General features: G+C 54.4%; 14 protein-coding genes and 3 tRNA genes. 2 read left to right on the top strand and 15 right to left on the bottom strand.

Features of this window, described 5'->3' with window-relative positions; genetic code table 11:
* Positions 1-5: 5 nt before the first annotated feature.
* The 13 genes from nuoH to Q9R35_RS01015 form a co-directional block, all read right to left on the bottom strand.
* The gene (gene nuoH, locus Q9R35_RS01075) at positions 6-1079 is read right to left on the bottom strand and encodes an NADH-quinone oxidoreductase subunit NuoH (RefSeq protein ID WP_042482520.1); all 1074 of its coding nucleotides are present in this window, start codon (positions 1077-1079) and stop codon (positions 6-8) included.
* A gap of 1 nt (position 1080) precedes the next feature.
* Positions 1081-3411 carry an NADH-quinone oxidoreductase subunit NuoG gene (nuoG, locus tag Q9R35_RS01070; protein WP_311219237.1) on the bottom strand — a complete coding sequence of 777 codons (2331 nt, stop codon included), beginning with the start codon at positions 3409-3411 and terminating at the stop codon, positions 1081-1083.
* A gap of 14 nt (positions 3412-3425) precedes the next feature.
* Positions 3426-4793 (bottom strand): NADH-quinone oxidoreductase subunit NuoF, encoded by a 1368-nt coding sequence (gene nuoF / locus Q9R35_RS01065; RefSeq protein WP_009456684.1) that lies wholly within the window; start codon positions 4791-4793, stop codon positions 3426-3428.
* The gene (gene nuoE / locus Q9R35_RS01060; RefSeq protein WP_026483139.1) at positions 4790-5284 is read right to left on the bottom strand and encodes an NADH-quinone oxidoreductase subunit NuoE; all 495 of its coding nucleotides are present in this window, start codon (positions 5282-5284) and stop codon (positions 4790-4792) included. The genes nuoF and nuoE overlap by 4 nt, the downstream gene beginning before the upstream one ends.
* 29 nt (positions 5285-5313) lie before the next feature.
* On the bottom strand, positions 5314-6567 hold the full coding sequence (locus Q9R35_RS01055) for an NADH-quinone oxidoreductase subunit D (protein WP_003801056.1): 1254 nt from the start codon (positions 6565-6567) through the stop codon (positions 5314-5316).
* A 5-nt stretch (positions 6568-6572) separates the two neighbouring features.
* A complete protein-coding gene (locus Q9R35_RS01050) occupies positions 6573-7184 on the bottom strand; it encodes an NADH-quinone oxidoreductase subunit C (RefSeq protein WP_042482529.1) in 612 nt (203 codons plus the stop codon).
* Positions 7185-7210: 26 nt separating this feature from the next.
* Complete coding sequence (locus tag Q9R35_RS01045; RefSeq protein WP_003801059.1) at positions 7211-7687, bottom strand: NADH-quinone oxidoreductase subunit B family protein; 477 nt, start codon at positions 7685-7687, stop codon at positions 7211-7213.
* 146 nt (positions 7688-7833) lie between these two features.
* Positions 7834-8193, bottom strand: coding sequence for an NADH-quinone oxidoreductase subunit A (locus Q9R35_RS01040; RefSeq protein WP_003801061.1), 360 nt, complete (start codon positions 8191-8193; stop codon positions 7834-7836).
* Positions 8194-8799: 606 nt separating this feature from the next.
* The gene (locus Q9R35_RS01035) at positions 8800-9993 is read right to left on the bottom strand and encodes a porin (protein ID WP_063693011.1); all 1194 of its coding nucleotides are present in this window, start codon (positions 9991-9993) and stop codon (positions 8800-8802) included.
* Positions 9994-10606: 613 nt separating this feature from the next.
* Positions 10607-10691: transfer RNA gene (locus Q9R35_RS01030), tRNA-Leu, on the bottom strand.
* A 226-nt stretch (positions 10692-10917) separates the two neighbouring features.
* Positions 10918-11325 carry a preprotein translocase subunit SecG gene (gene secG, locus Q9R35_RS01025; RefSeq protein ID WP_009456694.1) on the bottom strand — a complete coding sequence of 136 codons (408 nt, stop codon included), beginning with the start codon at positions 11323-11325 and terminating at the stop codon, positions 10918-10920.
* A gap of 18 nt (positions 11326-11343) precedes the next feature.
* A complete protein-coding gene (tpiA, locus tag Q9R35_RS01020; protein WP_311219236.1) occupies positions 11344-12084 on the bottom strand; it encodes a triose-phosphate isomerase in 741 nt (246 codons plus the stop codon).
* A gap of 158 nt (positions 12085-12242) precedes the next feature.
* On the bottom strand, positions 12243-13217 hold the full coding sequence (locus tag Q9R35_RS01015) for an NAD(P)H-quinone oxidoreductase (RefSeq protein WP_311219235.1): 975 nt from the start codon (positions 13215-13217) through the stop codon (positions 12243-12245).
* A 233-nt stretch (positions 13218-13450) separates the two neighbouring features.
* On the opposite strand from Q9R35_RS01015, the gene Q9R35_RS01010 reads away from it, so the two are divergent.
* Positions 13451-13540 (top strand) — tRNA-Ser (locus Q9R35_RS01010).
* Between the two features lie 12 nt (positions 13541-13552).
* A tRNA-Leu gene (locus Q9R35_RS01005) sits at positions 13553-13638 on the top strand.
* A 227-nt stretch (positions 13639-13865) separates the two neighbouring features.
* Here Q9R35_RS01005 and Q9R35_RS01000 read toward each other — a convergent pair.
* Entirely contained in the window at positions 13866-15533 is a 1668-nt protein-coding gene (locus Q9R35_RS01000) for an amidohydrolase (RefSeq protein WP_311219234.1), read from the bottom strand.
* A 426-nt stretch (positions 15534-15959) separates the two neighbouring features.
* Positions 15960-18098 carry a polyribonucleotide nucleotidyltransferase gene (gene pnp / locus Q9R35_RS00995; RefSeq protein WP_042488262.1) on the bottom strand — a complete coding sequence of 713 codons (2139 nt, stop codon included), beginning with the start codon at positions 18096-18098 and terminating at the stop codon, positions 15960-15962.
* Positions 18099-18123 lie beyond the last annotated feature (25 nt).

Below are 18123 nucleotides of genomic sequence, written 5' to 3'. Positions count from 1 at the left end.
TAGCCTTAATGCCAGATGTTCCAGGGCGTCTGCATCCAGATCGCCACAATAACCAGCCAAACACCGGTCAGCGGGATAAATACTTTCCAGCCCAAACGCATGATCTGGTCATAGCGGTAACGTGGGAACGTTGCACGGAACCAGATGAACATGGAGACCACGACAAAGGTCTTCAGACCCAGCCACAGCCACCCCGGAATCCAGGTAAATGGGGCGAACTCGACAATGGGAGTCCAGCCACCCAAGAACATGATGGACGCCAGAGCCGACAGGAAAATCATGTTGGCGTATTCGCCCAGGAAGAACAGAGCGAAACCAGTACCGGAGTACTCCACCATGGGACCAGCCACAATTTCCGATTCGCCTTCCACCACGTCAAACGGGTGACGGTTGGTTTCAGCAACGGCGGAAATCACGTAGATCACAAACAGTGGCAGCAGTGGCAGCCAGTTCCAGGACAGGAAGTTCAAGCCCTTGTCCGCAAAGTAACCCTGAGTCTGACCAACCACGATGCCCGACAGATTCAGCGTGCCGGAAACCAGCAACACGGTAATCAGCACGAAACCGATGGCCAGTTCGTAGGACAGCACCTGAGCGGCTGCACGCAGACCACCCAGCAAGGCGTACTTGGAGTTGGACGCCCAACCGGCCACGATCACACCATACACACCCAGCGAAGTAATCGCCAGAATGTACAGCAGACCGGCGTTCACGTCGGACAGAACCACATCGGGGCTGAAAGGAATCACCGCCCAGGCGGCCAAAGCAGGCATCAGCGTCACAACCGGAGCCAACAGGTACAGAACCTTGTTGGACTTCGCAGGAACGATCAGCTCTTTGGTCAGCAGTTTGAAAACGTCAGCGAAAGGCTGCAGCAGGCCGCGGTAACCAACACGGGTTGGTCCCAGACGAACGTGCATGAAGCCGATCATCTTGCGTTCCCAGTAGGTCAGGTACGCAACACACAGAATGACGGGCACCGCGATAGCGACAATCTTCAGCAGCGTCCACACCACATACCATGCGTCCGGACCCAGCAGGTCCGAACCGTAGCTATTGATGGCAGAGAGAAATTCCATGTTATGCACGCTCCACTGTCAATTGACCGAATGCGCTACCCAAAGCGGCAGTTTCAGAAAAAGCGGTGGCAACACGCACCGAGTTCAATGCCACGGTGTCATCCAGCTGAGCCGGCAAGCTGACTTCGCCTTGCGAAGAACGAACCTTTACCAGATCGCCGTCAGCCAGACCCAGTTGGGCCAGCGTGGCAGCGGCCATGCGAGCCGTAGGTGCTGCCGAGGCAGGTGCTTCCTGCAAGGGAGCCGAACGGCGCACCAACGCATCGCTACGGTAGATAGGCACATCAGCCACACGCTCCAGACCGCTTGCTGCAGGCAGAACGCTGGCAGCCAGATTGATCTGGTTGGACAGACGCGATTCCACACCAGCAGCCATGACAGAGTCACGCACCGATTCGGAGGTTTCGTCGTCGAAACCATCCAGCTGGAACAGATTGCCCAGTACGCGCAGAACCTTCCAGGCCGGACGTGTATCGCCCACGGGAGCAGCGGCGCCCTTGAAGCTTTGTACACGGCCTTCGGCGTTCACAAAGGTGCCGGAGGTTTCAGTGAAAGGAGAGACGGGCAGCATCACATCGGCCCACTGCTCGGCAGCGGAGCGATAGGAAGTCAGCGCGACCGAGAAGGTGGCGGACTTCAGTGTTTCTACAGCACGTTCGCCCAGATCGCTGTCCAGAGCAGGCTCGACGTTCAGAACCAGGTAAGCACGCAGGGTTTGAGCCAGCATTTGCTCGGCAGTCAAACCGCCCTTGCCTGGTACGGCGTTGGCCAGGTAACCACCGACGGTGTTACCACCGGCAGTCAGGAAGCCCAACTTGGCACCGCTAGCCTGTGCAATGGCATTGGCGTTAGCAGCAATCACGCTGGCCTGATCCGAGTTGACAGCCATATTGCCCAGCAAGATGGCCACGCGTTCGCCGGAGGCCAGGCTGTCAGCAATCTGCTGAGCTTCAGCAGAAACCTGTACACCTTCCAGACCAGCAGGAACGGCGCTGTCCTTGGCTTTGGCAACGGCAACCAGCACTTGAGCCAGGGAGTTGGCCAACTGGCTGGGAGCCACCGTCATACGGCCAGCAATCGCATTGAACAATGGATTATCGGCAGCCGAATCAATAAAGGAAACTTGAGCACCACGTTTAACAGCCTGACGCAGACGCTGAGCCATCAAGGGGTGATCTTTACGCAGGAAGGAACCTACGACCAGAACGCGATCCAGCTCGTTCAAGGCGGTCAGAGGCATACCCAACCAAGGTACACCGGCCAGGGCGCCATCCAGACGGGCATCGGTCTGACGCAGACGGAAGTCCACGTTTTCGGTACCCAGAGCACGACCCAGACGAGCCAGCAAAGCCAGTTCTTCGGTAGTGGAGGTAGCCGAACCAATACAGCCCAGTTGATCTGCACCAAACTTCTCGCGCACGGCATTCATACCGGCAACGATGGTTTGCATGGCGTCGTTCCAGGAGGCTTCACGCCATTGACCGTCATCACCACGCACCATGGGGCGAGTCAGACGGTCTTCGGTGTACAGGCCTTCGTAGGAGAAACGGTCACGGTCGCTGATCCAGCACTCGTTGACTTCGTCGTTCTCGAAAGGAACAACACGCAGTACCTTGTCCATCTTGGCCTGCAGCACCAGGTTGGCACCCACGCTGTCGTGCGGGCTAACGCTGCGACGACGGGCCAGCTCCCAGGTACGGGCATTGAAGCGGAAAGGTTTGGAGAGCAAGGCACCTACGGGGCAAACGTCAATCATGTTGCCCGACAATTCGGACTCGACTGCGCGACCCACAAAGGTAGTGATTTCGGCGTGTTCGCCGCGGTTGAGCATACCAACCTCTTGGACACCGGCGATTTCTTCGCCAGTACGCACACAACGGGTGCAGTGAATGCAACGCTGCATGGCTTCGGTCGAGATCAGTGGGCCCATGGATTTGGCAGCCACGACGCGCTTTTCTTCCTTGTAGCGCGACTCGGAGCCACCGTAACCCACGGCCAGATCCTGCAGCTGACACTCACCGCCCTGGTCACACACGGGGCAATCCAGAGGGTGGTTGATCAGCAGAAATTCCATGACGCTCTTTTGAGCGGCAATGGCTTTTTCCGAACGAGTACGCACAACCATGCCGTTGGTGACGGGAGTGGCGCAAGCAGGCAAAGGCTTGGGCGCTTTTTCCACGTCCACCAAACACATGCGGCAGTTGGCGGCAATACTCAGTTTTTTGTGATAACAGAAGTGCGGCACGTAGACCCCGGCGTCATGGGCAGCCTGAATGACCATGCTGCCTTCCGGGGCGTCAACTTTAATGCCATCGATGGTGAGTTCTACCATTACGTTGTCCTGGCCTACAAATATTGAGGCACCACACAGCCTTTATGCTCGATGTGGTGTGCGAACTCGTCGCGGAAATGCTTAACGAAACTGCGCACCGGCATGGCAGCAGCATCACCCAGGGCGCAAATGGTGCGACCCATGATGTTCTGTGCGATGTCGTCGAGCATGTCCAGATCTTCTGGGCGACCTTGACCGTTCTCGATACGATGCACCATGCGCCACAACCAGCCTGTGCCTTCGCGGCACGGCGTGCACTGGCCGCAGCTTTCGTGATAGTAAAAATAGGACAGGCGCAGCAGGGACTTGACCATGCAACGAGTCTCGTCCATCACGATGACAGCGCCCGAACCCAGCATGGAACCAGCCTTGGCAATGGAGTCATAGTCCAGGTTGGTTGCCATGATGATGTCGGCGGGCAAAACGGGCGAGCTGGAACCACCAGGGATCACAGCTTTTAGTTTGCGACCGTCACGCATGCCGCCTGCCAGTTCCAGCAAGGTGGCAAAGGGTGTACCCAGAGGCACTTCGTAGTTACCGGGACGCTCTACGTCACCCGTAATGGAGAAGATCTTGGTACCACCGGCGTTGGGGATACCCACTTCCAGGTATTCCTGACCGCTGTTGCGCAAAATCCAGGGGACAGCCGCGAAGGTTTCGGTGTTGTTGATGGTCGTCGGCTTGCCGTACAAACCAAAACTGGCCGGGAATGGCGGTTTGAAACGGGGCTGGCCCTTCTTGCCTTCCAGCGACTCCAGCAAGGCGGTTTCTTCACCGCAAATGTAGGCACCGTAACCGTGGAACGCATGCAGCTGGAAGCTGAAATCCGAACCCAGGATCTTGTCACCCAGAAAGCCTGCCGCACGGGCCTGCTCCAGCGCTTCTTCAAAGCGCTGATAGATTTCGAACACTTCACCGTGGATATAGTTGTAGCCCACGGTAATGCCCATGGCGTAGGCGGCAATGGCCATGCCTTCGATCACGATGTGCGGGTTGAAACGCAGAATATCGCGGTCTTTAAAAGTGCCGGGTTCACCCTCGTCAGAGTTACATACCAGGTACTTTTGACCGGGCAAGCTGCGGGGCATGAAGCTCCACTTCAAACCCGATGGGAAGCCTGCACCACCACGACCGCGCAAAGCCGAAGTCTTGACTTCAGCAATCACGTCTTCGGGCTTCATGCCAGTGGTCAAGACCTTGCGCAGGGCTTCATAGCCACCACGCTTGACGTACTCTTCCAGGCCCCAGTTGTCGCCGTTCAAACCAGCCAGAATCTGTGGCTGGATATGACGATCATGAAAAATCATGCTGCGCGACAGGTCGCCACCAGGGTTAGGTTCCAATCCCTGTGCGAACTTGCGCAGAATGTCCGGTGCAATCATGCCGATTCTCCGTGTGTCTTCAATTCTTCGAGCATGGCATCAATGCGCTCGGCTTCCATGCGCACGCACATGTGCTGATTGTTCAGCAACATGACGGGCGAATCACCACATGAACCCATGCACTCTCCCATGATCAGGGAGAACTGGCCGTCCGCCGTGGTTTCACCGTATTCGATACCCAGTTTCTCTTTCAGGTACTCGCCAGCCTTGACGCCATCACGCAGCGCACAGGGCAAGTTGGTGCAAACGGAAATGGTGACGCGGCCAACGGGCTTGGTGTGGAACATGTTGTAGAAGGTCGCAACCTCCTGCACAGCAATAGGCTCCACGCCAATGTATTGAGCCACGTCCTCGATAATTTCTGGCGATACCCAGCCTTTTTCCTGCTGGGCAATGGCCAGGGAGGCCATGATGGCAGAGCGACGTTGATCTGCCGGGAACTTGCTCAGTTCCTTATCTATCTGTTGGTAGGCTTTTTCGGAAAGCAACATAATTCGGTTCCGTTTTTCCAGGCGCGACCTTAGCGGTCGATCTCGCCAAACACAATGTCCTGCGTGCCGATGATAGTGACCGCGTCGGCAATCATGTGACCGCGGCTCATTTCATCGAGGGCCTGCAAGTGGACGAAGCCCGGAGCACGGATCTTCATGCGGTAAGGCTTGTTACCGCCGTCAGATACCAGATAAATGCCAAACTCGCCCTTGGGATGCTCCACACCGGCATACACTTCGCCAGTAGGCACGTGCATACCTTCGGAGAACAGTTTGAAATGGTGGATCAAGTCCTCCATCCCGGTTTTCATGCGTTCGCGCGATGGCGGCGCCACTTTGTGGTTATCCGTAATGACAGGACCGGGGTTGTTGCGCAGCCACTGTACACACTGACGGATGATGCGGTTGCTCTCGCGCATTTCTGCGATACGAACCAGGTAACGGTCGTAAGAGTCACCGTTACGGCCCACAGGAATATCAAACTCAACGCGATCGTAGACTTCGTAGGGCTGCATCTTGCGCAGATCCCACTCCACGCCCGAACCACGCAGCATGGGGCCGGTAAAGCCCAGCGCCTTGGCACGATCGGGATCGACCACGCCCACACCCACCAAACGCTGCTTCCAGATACGGTTATCGGTCAGCAAGGTTTCATACTCGTCGACACAAGCGGGGAAACGATTGGTGAAGTCTTCGATGAAATCCAGCAAGGAGCCTGAACGCGCTTCGTTCATGGCTTTCAGTTCCTTGTCGGAGCGGTACTTGTTGGCCTTGTACTGTGGCATGGTGCCGGGCAGATCGCGGTAAACGCCACCTGGACGGTAGTAGGCCGCGTGCAAACGGGCACCGGAGACCGCTTCGTAGCAGTCCATCAGGTCTTCACGCTCACGGAAGGCGTACAGGAACACGGCCATGGCACCCACGTCCAGCGCATGCGAACCCACGGACATCAGGTGGTTCAGGATGCGGGTGATCTCGTCAAACATGACGCGGATGTATTGAGCACGCAAAGGAACCTCAACCCCGACCAGACGTTCCACAGCCATACAGTAGGCGTGTTCGTTAACCATCATGGACACATAGTCCAGACGATCCATGTATGGCAGGGTTTGCAGGAAAGTGCGGTGCTCGGCCAGTTTTTCAGTGGCGCGGTGCAACAGACCAATATGGGGGTCAGCACGCTGAATGACTTCGCCGTCCAGCTCAAGCACCAAACGCAACACACCGTGTGCGGCTGGGTGCTGAGGACCAAAGTTCAGGGTGTAGTTTTGAATTTCTGCCATGATGCTTATCGCCCAATTCCGTAATCGTCCTCGCGCACCACTCGTGGCGTGATTTCACGCGGCTCGATGGTGACGGGCTGGTAAATGACCCGCTTCTGCTCGGTGTCATAGCGCATTTCGACGTAGCCGGAGATGGGGAAGTCTTTGCGGAACGGATGACCGATGAAACCGTAGTCGGTCAGGATGCGACGCAGATCAGGGTGGTTCTCGAAAATAATGCCGTACAGGTCAAACGCTTCGCGCTCGAACCAGTTCACCGAAGGCCAGACCTCGAACAGGGTTGGCAAAGCGGGGAAATCGTCGTTGGGCACAAAGCAGCGCACACGCAGGCGCCAGTTGTGCTTCAAGGACATCAGGTGCAGCACAACGGCAAAGCGATGGGGAAACTGAGCCGATGCAGCCTGATAGGTAGGCGCTTTCCAGGCGGAATAATCAATCCCGCACAAGTCGATACAGGTCTCAAAGCGCAGATCAGCGTGGTCACGCAGCAGTGTGCAGGTATCGAGCCATGCATCAACCGGCACTTCCAAAGTGAGTTCATTGCGCGCTTGCGTCAACGCAGCCTGCTCGCCAAGGATAGAGAGCAAATTGGTTTTTAAAGTTTCTAGCCGTGTCATAGTCTTGTTTAGCCTGTTCTAACCGTTCAGCGTGCGATGGTATTGGTCAAACGGATCTTGTTCTGCATTTGCAGCAAGCCATAAACCAGAGCTTCAGCGGTTGGAGGACAGCCCGGCACGTACACGTCTACCGGCACGATGCGGTCACAGCCGCGCACAACCGAATAGGAGTAGTGGTAGTAGCCGCCACCATTGGCACAGGAGCCCATGGATACAACCCAACGTGGCTCGGCCATCTGGTCGTATACCTTGCGCAAGGCAGGTGCCATCTTGTTGCACAGGGTGCCCGCCACAATCATCAAGTCAGATTGACGTGGGCTGGGACGGAAAATAATGCCAAATTGGTCCAGGTCATAACGAGCCGCACCAGCGTGCATCATTTCCACTGCACAACAGGCCAGACCAAATGTCATGGGCCACATGGACCCTGTTTTTGCCCAGTTCAGAAACTTGTCTGCACTGGTCGTCACAAAACCTTCTTTGAGAATGCCGTCGATAGCCATAGTAGTTGCCTTTTGCCGGATCAGACCCTGGGAAGCCCCGGCCTATCCTGTTGCTGACCAAACCCGCTGTCATCAAGACGCATCCTCGTGCCCCTTATGCCCAGCAGCAGACGCGAAAACCCCTGGCAGGGTTCTCTATGGATGGGTTACTCCCAGTCCAGAGCGCCTTTTTTCCATTCGTAGATAAAACCGACCGTCAAAACGGCCAGGAACGCCATAACGGTCCAGAAACCAACCAGACCTACAGTTCCATTGGCCATGGCCCAGGGAAACAGGAAGGCGATTTCCAGATCGAACATGATGAACAGAATCGCGATCAGGTAGTAACGAATGTCCACCTTCATGCGCGAATCGCCGAATGCCTCAAAACCGCATTCGTAAGGAGAGAGCTTTTCAGCATCGGGTCGGTTTGGACCAAGCACTCGACCGACTAAAAGTAGAGCCAGGCCAATCCCAGTGGCGACGATGATAAATAGCAAAACGGGAAAGTACTCTTGCAGGTTCATGCAAAGCATCCAATCGCAGTAAATAAACTCTTGGATTGTAGCATTTTGAGAGCACAGTTTTGGGGGATAACCCCAAACCATTACATCTATGCACGGGTGTTGCACCCATGCCGCAAAAACTGTCAGCTACCTGACCAAAAACCCTTCAACTATTGATTATTTACTTTATTAAGGGTTGCGATTTCAGGCATCAATTACTTATCTTACCCGCTTTTGTAAGGAAAATGTCAGCCAGGGAAGCCAGGAAAACGATTTTTCGTGCTTATTTTGTAAGCAAGACAAACAAGACCGAGCAGTCGGAACAGTAGATAGACAGGCACAGCACACAACCGATCCGGGTTCTACAGCGCAGCAGGACAAGCACCACAGACGACACTCAAGAAACCCGCGCAATCATTTAGAGCACCAGCGAGCACATACCAACAATTCCATAAACAACAGCAACAAAACAGCACAAGACCCACAATCCGAACAGACTGACTTGAGCTTGAGCACCCCAAACAACAAGTAATAAAAAAGCCATCCCGAAGGATGGCTTTTTCTCTTCAGCTCAAGCAAGTCCAAAGACCCGCTTATCGCGATGCGTAGACATGCTACGCAAAACGATTAGAACTGGTGACGCAGACCAACGCCGATCAGAGTCGACTTAGCGTCAGGCATGAAGTATACGTTCTTGACGTAAGAGCCAATTGCGTACACGTTCGTGCGCTTGCTCAGTGGGTGGCTGTAACCCAGGCTGAAAGTGTGCTGCTTCTTCAACTCCCAAGAGTCGTTCGCGTAGGAGCGGTAGAACGAATCTGGTGGGCTTGTTGGATCAGCCATAGTCCAAGAACCCATCACGGTGCCAGCACCAACAGGAGCGGACAGACCGACCAGGTAGGAGTTAACTTTCAGACCTTTACCCAGCAAAGCTTGCTGGTTCAGCTCGCCGAAGGTTTGACCTTCAAACAGGCCGTTACGAGTCTGACCGAAAGCCAAGTAAGCTTTCACAACTTCGAAGTCGTAGCTACCACCGATGTTCCAGGATTTGATGGTGGTGTCTTCGCCTTGAGCGTAGAGGCCGTTGCCAGCATCACGCACACCACGGTCACGGACTTGGTCATAAGTCAGAGCAACGCCGATAGGACCGTTAGCATAACGCAGACCAGTAGTGATAGCTTGCTTGTTCAGGTCTTTAGCGTTAACTGTACCGCCGTTAGCAGCTGGCAGATCCTTGTCCCAGTATTGGCTACCGTTAGCATTGAACGAGTAACCGACGCCGAACTGGAAGCCGGAGAAGTTAGGGGTTTGATACATGACCATGTTGTCGTAACGAACGGTGTTAGCAGCCGTGAAAGCGCCACCGATGTTAGCTTGGTCAAAGCCACCGCCGAAAGGATCAGCAACAGCGCTCAGGTACTTGGAAGCGATGTTTGTTTGACGACCGAAGTCCAGTTGACCCCAGCTGTCACCAGCCAGACCCAGGGTAGCTTGACGACCGAACAAACGACCACCTTGAGCCGACTTACCGTCAGCCAGGTTGAAACCGCTTTCCAGAACGAATACAGCGCGCAGGCCGTCACCCAGATCTTCGGAACCCTTCAGACCCCAGCGGTTGCCAGATTGGATACCACTGATCAGGCCAGTGCGCTTGGAGTTGATTTCAGTTTGTGTACCGTTGGTAACATAACCCTCGGAACCTTTAACTTTTTGGTAACCGATACCACCGTCCAGAATACCGTACAGGGTGACAGACGTTTCTGCGTGTGCGACGCCAGCGAAGCCGGCCATCAGAGCAGCAGCGAGCAGAGTCTTTTTCATGTAAGAAATCTCCGTAGATTTGAGTAAATCAGAGCAGCCCAACTACAACAGTGCTGCTGCTCTTTCTAACTCCGCGATGGGAAGTTAACGCTATTGCATCAAAATTCCCGTCGCTTGACTACGAAACCCTTCGGAAACGTGAATCTTTGTGCACAGCTTGTTGGCTATACACAACAAAAACCCACTTACAGCGGCTTTCAAAGCCACTTTGAGCCAGCACGACAATTAGCAGGCTAAAGCCACAATCTTCTTAAGAACTTGCTTTAAGTATTCCTGGCAATCGGTCGCCAATACTGGTTTCCCGCAAACAAGGCTAAAAGCCAAATTACGCTTTAAACCGATAGAAAAGCCGCCCATTTCATATTGAGAGCCTAAATTGACCACACAAATGGCTTAATAGATTCTCACATTATGAGAATTTACTCGAACATCAAATTCAACATGAACTGACCCGATTCATCCGTCTCCCAACCCAGCAAAAAACAGGCTCGGAGATCGCAGCGCCAGCACCTAAAGCGAAAAGTCACAACAGCCAAAAATCGACGAAAAAAAAACCTGCCCTTTTCAGGTTCAGGTTTTGTTTCCATGCTCTGCCATCACAGAGCTTTTTGTTTGGTGCCGACGACGAGACTCGAACTCGTACAGCTTTCGCCACTACCCCCTCAAGATAGCGTGTCTACCAATTCCACCACGTCGGCAAGCAATCAAGACAGCGATATTAGCATGACCAAAGTAAGGCTGTCAGTACAAAACAGGCCAAAACAGCTAAAAAAGCTCGTTCTCAGGCATATTCCACACAAACACCGCAAGATGAACAAAGCCCGCCATTAGGGGCGGGCTTTGATATCGTACTTTCCAATCCTGCTTGTGATCTTTGTTGCCTTCTATATATAGAGCAACATTGAAATCCCAAACAGATCGAACTTACTCAGCAGCAGGAACCGCTGGAGCGCTTTGCTCTGGAGTTGCCGAAGGCACAGCAGCTGGCACAGAGGCGTCAGGAGCCGGAACCGAAGCGGCACCCGATGGAGCTGCGCCAGGCACGGAAGATTCGTAGCCTTGCATCACGCCCGCATCCACTTTCTGTGCAGGATGGTGAGCAACCCAAGCCAAACCACCGGTAGACACGAAAAAGACAATTGCCGCCCACTTGGTCATGCGCGACAAAAAGTTTGCCGCACCTGCCGCACCAAACACACTCCCTGCCGAGCCGCCACCAAAGGCCGAGCCCATATCAGCGCCCTTGCCTTGCTGCAGCAGAACCAGACCAATAATCAACAGCGAGGAGATAACCTGCACCGCCATCAGAACGGAAGACATCCAATCTTGCATTTAAAGACTCCAGACCCTTTAAGCGGCCACAATACGTAAAAATTCTTGCGCATCCAAAGATGCACCACCCACCAAGGCACCATCAATATCCGGCATGGCAAACAGCTCTGCGGCATTATCCGCTTTCACACTGCCACCGTACAAAATACGCACCTGATCCGATTCCATGTAGGCACGAATCTGCTGATGCATTTGCTGCGCTTGCTCCGGCGTTGCCGTCAGTCCTGTACCAATTGCCCAGACCGGCTCATACGCCAGGACCAGCTTGGATACCACTTCCGCCCCAAGAGCCTTGATGGGCTCAAGCTGATCTTGCACCACACAGGCTTCCTGCCCAGCCTCGCGATCGGCCAACTGCTCGCCAATACAGACAATAGGCGTCAAGCCTGCATTGAGCGCCGCAACCACTTTGGCGGCGACCTGAGCACTGCTTTCCTGATGATACTGACGGCGTTCGGAATGCCCGACAATCACCCAGCGACAGCCGATATCAGCCAGCATTGCAGCCGAGACTTCCCCAGTGTATGCACCCTTGGCGTGGACACTGACATCTTGAGCACCGACCGCAATGGCCGACTCTTTCAAGATATCTGCCACCTGGGGCAAATACACATAAGGAACGCATACAAGCACATCACAATCTGCCTGCGCCTCAGGCTGAACGAGCAGTTCTTGCAGCAGACGGCTGTTGCCATCAAGCGAGCCATTTAATTTCCAATTACCCGCAACCAGTCGTTTACGCGAAGAATGTACGCTCATTGCTCCCTTGATGCCAGTCAAAAATTACACCAACGCCCACAATCAAGGCGCAGCTAACCGGCTATTGTAGCGCGAGCTACTCCGTTTCGCGCATATTTGGCAGAAAATTCGTTTCAGTGCCGCAAGAAAAAGGGTGGCTACGCCACCCCTTGCTGTTTTTAAGGAACAAGAATGATCTTGCCCACCTGCTCACCCGCCTCCATCATGGCGTGCGCTTCATTGGCTTTTTCCAGAGGGAAAGTGGCATGAATCAAGGGACGCACCTGCCCTGCTTCCAGCAAAGGCCAGACTCGCGCTTTCAGCGCCTGCGCCAGTTGCGCCTTGAACTCTACAGAACGAGAACGCAAGGTTGAGCCGGTAATAGTCAGACGACGACGCAGAATCTCACCACAATTAATCGTGGCCTTCACCCCACCCAGCAAAGCAATAATGACGATACGACCGTCATCAGCCAGGCACGTCAAATCCCGGTTGATATAGTCACCAGAGACCATATCCAGAATCACATCAACCCCACGACCGTCTGTTTTGCTTTTGATGACGTCTTCGTAAACTTCGGTTTTGTAGTTGATGCCAATCCCGCCCAAGCGATTGATGGCCTCCACGCGCTCATCACTGCCGGCCGTGGCATATACCGTATGCCCTAAAGCCACCGCCAGCTGAATCGCTGTTGTTCCAATTCCGCTTGCACCACCATGAACCAGCAGGGTTTCACCCTTGCTCAACTGACCACGGTCGAACACATTGCTCCAGACAGTGAAGAAGGTTTCTGGCAGGCCCGCCGCTTCCAGCAAGCTGAAACCCGCAGGAATAGGCAAGCACTGCTGTACTGGCACCACACAATATTCGGCATAGCCCCCCCCAGTGACCAACGCACAGACCTGGTCACCAATCTTGAACTCACTGCCCTGCACATCGCCCGATACGATTTCACCGGCCAGTTCCAGACCGGGAATATCAGAGGCACCAGCCGGTGGCGGGTAAGCGCCTGCTCGTTGCAAGACGTCTGGACGGTTCACGCCCGCCGCCAGCACCTTGACCAGCACCTCACCAGGACCTGTTTGTGGCATGGGCCGCTCGCCCACTCGCAACACGTCCGGCTTTCCAAACTCGGTAATTTCAACAGCTCGCATACCTACTCCCTGATATCTAGACTATTTTTCCAGCGCGGCTGCAAGCACAAACCATAAGCAGCCGCCTTACCTGCTGCAATCTATCACAGGCACTGGCATCAACGCTCTATTCCAGCCATGAAAACAGATTATTTCGATGACGCTGGCAAATTTATACGTTACACTTTAAGGCTTTCCTGGCCTCCGTGCTTTTTTGCGCATGTGACTTGTCAGGAAGAAAAGCCCAACAGACAGGAAGCGTGCCAGAGCGGTTGAATGGACCGGTCTTGAAAACCGGCGATGGGGTAACCCATCCGTGAGTTCGAATCTCACCGCTTCCGCCATCATCTCCCGCTGCATCCATGGCGGAATTGGTAGACGCAAGGGACTTAAAATCCCTCGATCTTTGATCGTGCCGGTTCGATTCCGGCTGGATGCACCATAGACCTGAAGCGGTCTGCACTGATACATAAGCCTTGAATTTGCCCAAACCTGCGTTGGTTTTGCAGCAAAAATCAGGCGACAAAAAGCCCACTATGCGTAGTGGGCTTTTTTTGTTCCCCCAACCATCGAATGGGGCAGTAGCCATCTGCCGCTATACAAGCTGCATACGGCATACACACTGCCTGCTCAAACCCTGTCAATCAGAAAAACACTGCCAGGCTCCTTCTACGGAGCTGCGCCGTAGACCTGCCGACCGGCAAAGTAAGTCGCCAGAACCTGAGTGTCTTTCAAAGCCTCTACATCTACCTCCAGCACATCGCGATCCAGCACAATAAAGTCCGCCTGCTTACCCACCTCCAGAGAGCCAATTTCCCTCTCCATTCGGATCGCCCTGGCCGCGTTGATGGTATAGGCCCTGAACATACTGTCTTTATCCATACGCTCGCCTGCATTCAAACCGCCATCCGGCCCAGAGCGTGTCATTGCATGATGCATGGCTTCCCACGGATTCGCCGTAGAAATAGGCCAATCACTGGCACCCACAATCACCGCTCCATGCTGCTGCAGCGACCGAGCTGGATACTGACCCTGAAACTCCGAATCAGGAATATAAGGCTTGACCAGATCAAGCAGATAGTTATCAAGCTCGGCCCAGTGCAACTGCATGACAGCCATCACATCGAGCTGTTTAAAGCGGGGATAATCAGCCGGGCTTACCAACTGCAGATGCGTAATGGAATGCGGTACACCACTGCTACGCTTTTTGCGCGCCGACTCAATAGCATCCAAAGATACACGCACAGCTCTGTCACCCAAGGCGTGGATATGCACCAGCAAGCCACGCTGATCAATAGCATCAACCAGCTGCGTCATTTTGCGCTGCTCCAGCAGCAGCTCGCCCTGCTTGCCAGAGTTTTCATAACGGCCCAGCAAGGCTGCGCTTTGAGCCGGATACTCCAGCACCCCATCAGCAAACACCTTGATACCTGGCAAACTCAGGTTAGGGATGTGCGCAAAGCGCTTTCGGACACTATCAAGCCGCTCCAGATCCGCAGCATCACTCTCCGGACTGGCCACCAGCAAGGCAGCAACATGAGCAGTTAATAAACCCGCTTCTGATAAAACCCGGTAAGCCGGCAATATGCCCTCTCCAACACTGCCAAGAGGTCGAGAAAACAAAGCCTCCCCCGGCCCGGCGTTGGCCGCCGGGTCCATCCAGGCCGTAATGCCATAGCGATTATTGGTTTCAACAGCGATTTTTGCAGCTGCCAGTAACTGCTTTTCAGCTGGTTTGGGCAAGATCACCGTCACCTTATCCAGTCCAGCATCCACCAACACCCCATCGGGCTGGCCATTACTGGCCACACCGATGGTGTGTCGAGACTTCGCAGGCAATGACTGCACGTAAGCAGCGTCAATTCCCGCCTTTTCACGCATTGCCTGATTCGCCCAGGCCGTATGATAGTCAGCCCCCATCAGCAACACAGTCTGATGCTGCCAAGCCCCTGCATCCAGCAAAGCGCTCAATGACTCGGGCGCAGACCACACCGCAGGATTCACCCCAAACACCACCATAGGCACATCTGGTCCGGACTCTTTTTCCGCCAGCCAGGTTTGCAATTGCTGAGCGAGCTCAAGCGGACTGAGCTCTTGATCCTCCAGGTTTGGCGCCAAGGCAGCCAGGCCCGCAAAAATAGCGTGGGAGTGCGCATCAATCAGGCCAGGCATAACGCGTCGACCCTCAAGGCTTAGCATGCGAGTGCTCGGTCCCTGATAGTGCAAGATCTGTTCGCTCTTGCCTACGGCCAGAATTCGGCCCTGGCTCACGGCCATCGCCTCGGCATCAGGGGAATTGGTATTAGCGGTATAGATCTTCGCGTCCAGAAAGATCATATCCGCGACTTCATTAGCTCCAACGCTCCCCGTAGACCCCACTAGCATCACAGCACACAAGCACCTGAATAGCCTGTTTATCCCCATCATTGACTGTCTCCTGCATCAGCTTTTGATCATCCTCGGCCAGTACCCACCCAAGCGACAACTCAAACTTGGATCAGCATGACATCGCATCACTCTCTGTTTATAGATTTTATGATTTCGACATCCAGACAGCGCTTAATAAAGCCCTGCAAACCCAAGACAAGCGCTACCAGAGCCCATGACAGATTTCCTCTAAAGCACGGAAGACCAAGGCTTTAGTCAGAATGTACAACGTTTAAACAAGGCGCATTCAAACCAGTCCCCTCCAACCCCGGGCAATGCCAAACGCAAAAAACCCGCCTTGCAGCGGGTTTTTCTTCAAGCAGACTACAAGCGCTATCAGGAAGCAGCAGGAGCAGCTGGGCCGCCTTGAGCTTCGATACCACCAATAGCCTTGATCGACAGACGCAGACGACCTTTCTCGTCAGCTTCAATGACCTTGACCTTAACAACCTGACCTACTTTCAGCACGTCATTGATGTTGGCGATACGGTAGTTAGCAATCTCGGAGATATGCAGCAAGCCGTCACGTCCTGGCAGCACTTGCACAATCGCGCCAAAGTCCAGCAAACGCATCACTGGGCCTTCGTATTCCTGACCCACTTCCACTTCAGCGGTCAGTTCTTTAATACGACGCTCGGCTTCGCGAGCCTTGTCCAGATCGGCGCTGGCGATCGTGATGGTGCCATCATCCGAAATATCGATCTGTGTACCGGTTTCTTCGGTCAGGGCGCGGATGGTTGCACCACCCTTACCAATCACGTCACGAATCTTCTCGGGGTTGATCTTCACGGTCAGCATGCGAGGCGCAAATTCGGACATCTCGGTACGGGAACCGTCGATGGATTCTTTCATCTTGCCCAGGATGTGCATACGGCCTTCGTGAGCCTGGGCCAATGCAACCTGCATGATTTCCTTGGTGATGCCCTGGATCTTGATATCCATCTGCAAGGCAGTGATACCTTTCTCGGTACCGGCAACCTTGAAGTCCATATCGCCCAGGTGATCTTCGTCACCCAGAATGTCGGTCAGCACAGCAAACTTGTTGCCTTCCTTGATCAGACCCATGGCCACACCGGCCACGTGATCTTGCACAGGCACACCAGCGTCCATCATGGACAGCGAGCCACCGCACACCGATGCCATGGAGGAGGAACCGTTGGACTCAGTGATCTCGGACACCACACGGATGGAGTACTGGAAATCTTCAGCGGCAGGCAGCAAAGGAGTCAAAGCACGCTTGGCCAGACGACCGTGACCGATTTCACGACGCTTGGGAGCGCCGAAACGGCCGGCTTCGCCTGTGGCGAACGGAGGCATGTTGTAGTGCATCATGAAGCGATCGCGGTACTCGCCCATGATCGAGTCAATGATCTGCTCGTCTTGCTTGGTACCCAGGGTGGTCACCACCAAAGCCTGAGTTTCGCCACGTGTGAACAAGGCGCTACCGTGAGCACGGGGCAGAACGCCCAGACGAATGCTGATAGGACGCACGGTGCGGGTATCGCGACCGTCAATACGGGATTCGCCGCTCAAGATGCGCGAACGCACAATCTTGCTTTCCAGGTCGAACATCATGTTTTCAACGGCAACCATATCAGGCTGATCCTGACCGGCGGCCTCTGCTTGAGCCTTGACCGTTTCTTTAACTTGAGCATAGACAGCACGCACCTGTTCGGTACGAGCCTGTTTTTCGCGAGTCTGGTAGGCCTGAGTCAGACCTTCCTCAGCAGCGGCGGTTACCGCAGCCAGCAAGCTTTCGTTAACAGCGGCAGGCTGCCAGTTCCACTCGGGCTTGCCGGCTTCTTCAACCAGTTCGTGAATGCAGTTGATGGCCGCTTGCATTTGCTCGTGAGCAAACACCACACCACCCAGCATGACTTCTTCAGACAATTGCTTGGCTTCGGACTCAACCATCAGCACTGCTTGTTCGGTACCGGCCACAACCAGATCCAGAGCCGAAGATTTCAGCTGAGTAGCGGATGGGTTCAGTACGTACTGGCCATCAACGTAACCCACGCGAGCAGCGCCCACAGGACCATTGAAAGGAATGCCGGAGATAGCCAGAGCAGCCGAAGCGCCGATCATGGCAGCGATATCAGGATCAATTTCAGGATTGACCGATACCGTGTGAATGATGACCTGAACTTCGTTGTAGAAGCCTTCAGGGAACAGAGGACGCAGTGGACGGTCGATCAGGCGGGAGATCAGGATCTCGCGCTCGGACTGGCGGCCTTCACGCTTGAAGAAACCACCAGGGATCTTGCCAGCGGAGTAGGTTTTTTCGACGTAATCAACGGTCAGAGGGAAGAAGTCCTGACCTGCTTTCGCTTCGCTTTTGCCAACAACAGTGGCCAACACAACAGTGTCTTCAATCGAAACCAGCACGGCACCTGACGCCTGACGTGCGATTTCGCCGGTTTCCAGAACGACGGTATGTTCGCCGTACTGGAAAGACTTGGTGACTTTATTGAACATTAGGAGAATCCTTACAATAAAAAAA

Origin of the sequence: Alcaligenes sp. AB3 (assembly GCF_031844565.1) — a bacterium.
In the GTDB taxonomy this organism is placed as follows: domain Bacteria; phylum Pseudomonadota; class Gammaproteobacteria; order Burkholderiales; family Burkholderiaceae_B; genus Alcaligenes; species Alcaligenes faecalis.
The sequence above is the reverse complement of the archived record's forward strand: the minus strand, read 5'-3'. Positions and strand labels throughout refer to the sequence as shown.

Excerpts from the sequence above, each read along its gene's own strand:
- nuoH (WP_042482520.1), bottom strand. The coding sequence starts at position 1,079 with ATGGAATTTCTCTCTGCCATCAATAGCTACGGTTCGGACCTGCTGGGT.
- nuoG (WP_311219237.1), bottom strand. The coding sequence starts at position 3,411 with ATGGTAGAACTCACCATCGATGGCATTAAAGTTGACGCCCCGGAAGGC.
- nuoF (WP_009456684.1), bottom strand. The coding sequence starts at position 4,793 with ATGATTGCACCGGACATTCTGCGCAAGTTCGCACAGGGATTGGAACCT.
- nuoE (WP_026483139.1), bottom strand. The coding sequence starts at position 5,284 with ATGTTGCTTTCCGAAAAAGCCTACCAACAGATAGATAAGGAACTGAGC.
- Q9R35_RS01055 (WP_003801056.1), bottom strand. The coding sequence starts at position 6,567 with ATGGCAGAAATTCAAAACTACACCCTGAACTTTGGTCCTCAGCACCCA.
- Q9R35_RS01050 (WP_042482529.1), bottom strand. The coding sequence starts at position 7,184 with ATGACACGGCTAGAAACTTTAAAAACCAATTTGCTCTCTATCCTTGGC.
- Q9R35_RS01045 (WP_003801059.1), bottom strand. The coding sequence starts at position 7,687 with ATGGCTATCGACGGCATTCTCAAAGAAGGTTTTGTGACGACCAGTGCA.
- Q9R35_RS01040 (WP_003801061.1), bottom strand. The coding sequence starts at position 8,193 with ATGAACCTGCAAGAGTACTTTCCCGTTTTGCTATTTATCATCGTCGCC.
- Q9R35_RS01035 (WP_063693011.1), bottom strand. The coding sequence starts at position 9,993 with ATGAAAAAGACTCTGCTCGCTGCTGCTCTGATGGCCGGCTTCGCTGGC.
- secG (WP_009456694.1), bottom strand. The coding sequence starts at position 11,325 with ATGCAAGATTGGATGTCTTCCGTTCTGATGGCGGTGCAGGTTATCTCC.
- tpiA (WP_311219236.1), bottom strand. The coding sequence starts at position 12,084 with ATGAGCGTACATTCTTCGCGTAAACGACTGGTTGCGGGTAATTGGAAA.
- Q9R35_RS01015 (WP_311219235.1), bottom strand. The coding sequence starts at position 13,217 with ATGCGAGCTGTTGAAATTACCGAGTTTGGAAAGCCGGACGTGTTGCGA.
- Q9R35_RS01000 (WP_311219234.1), bottom strand. The coding sequence starts at position 15,533 with ATGATCTTTCTGGACGCGAAGATCTATACCGCTAATACCAATTCCCCT.
- pnp (WP_042488262.1), bottom strand. The coding sequence starts at position 18,098 with ATGTTCAATAAAGTCACCAAGTCTTTCCAGTACGGCGAACATACCGTC.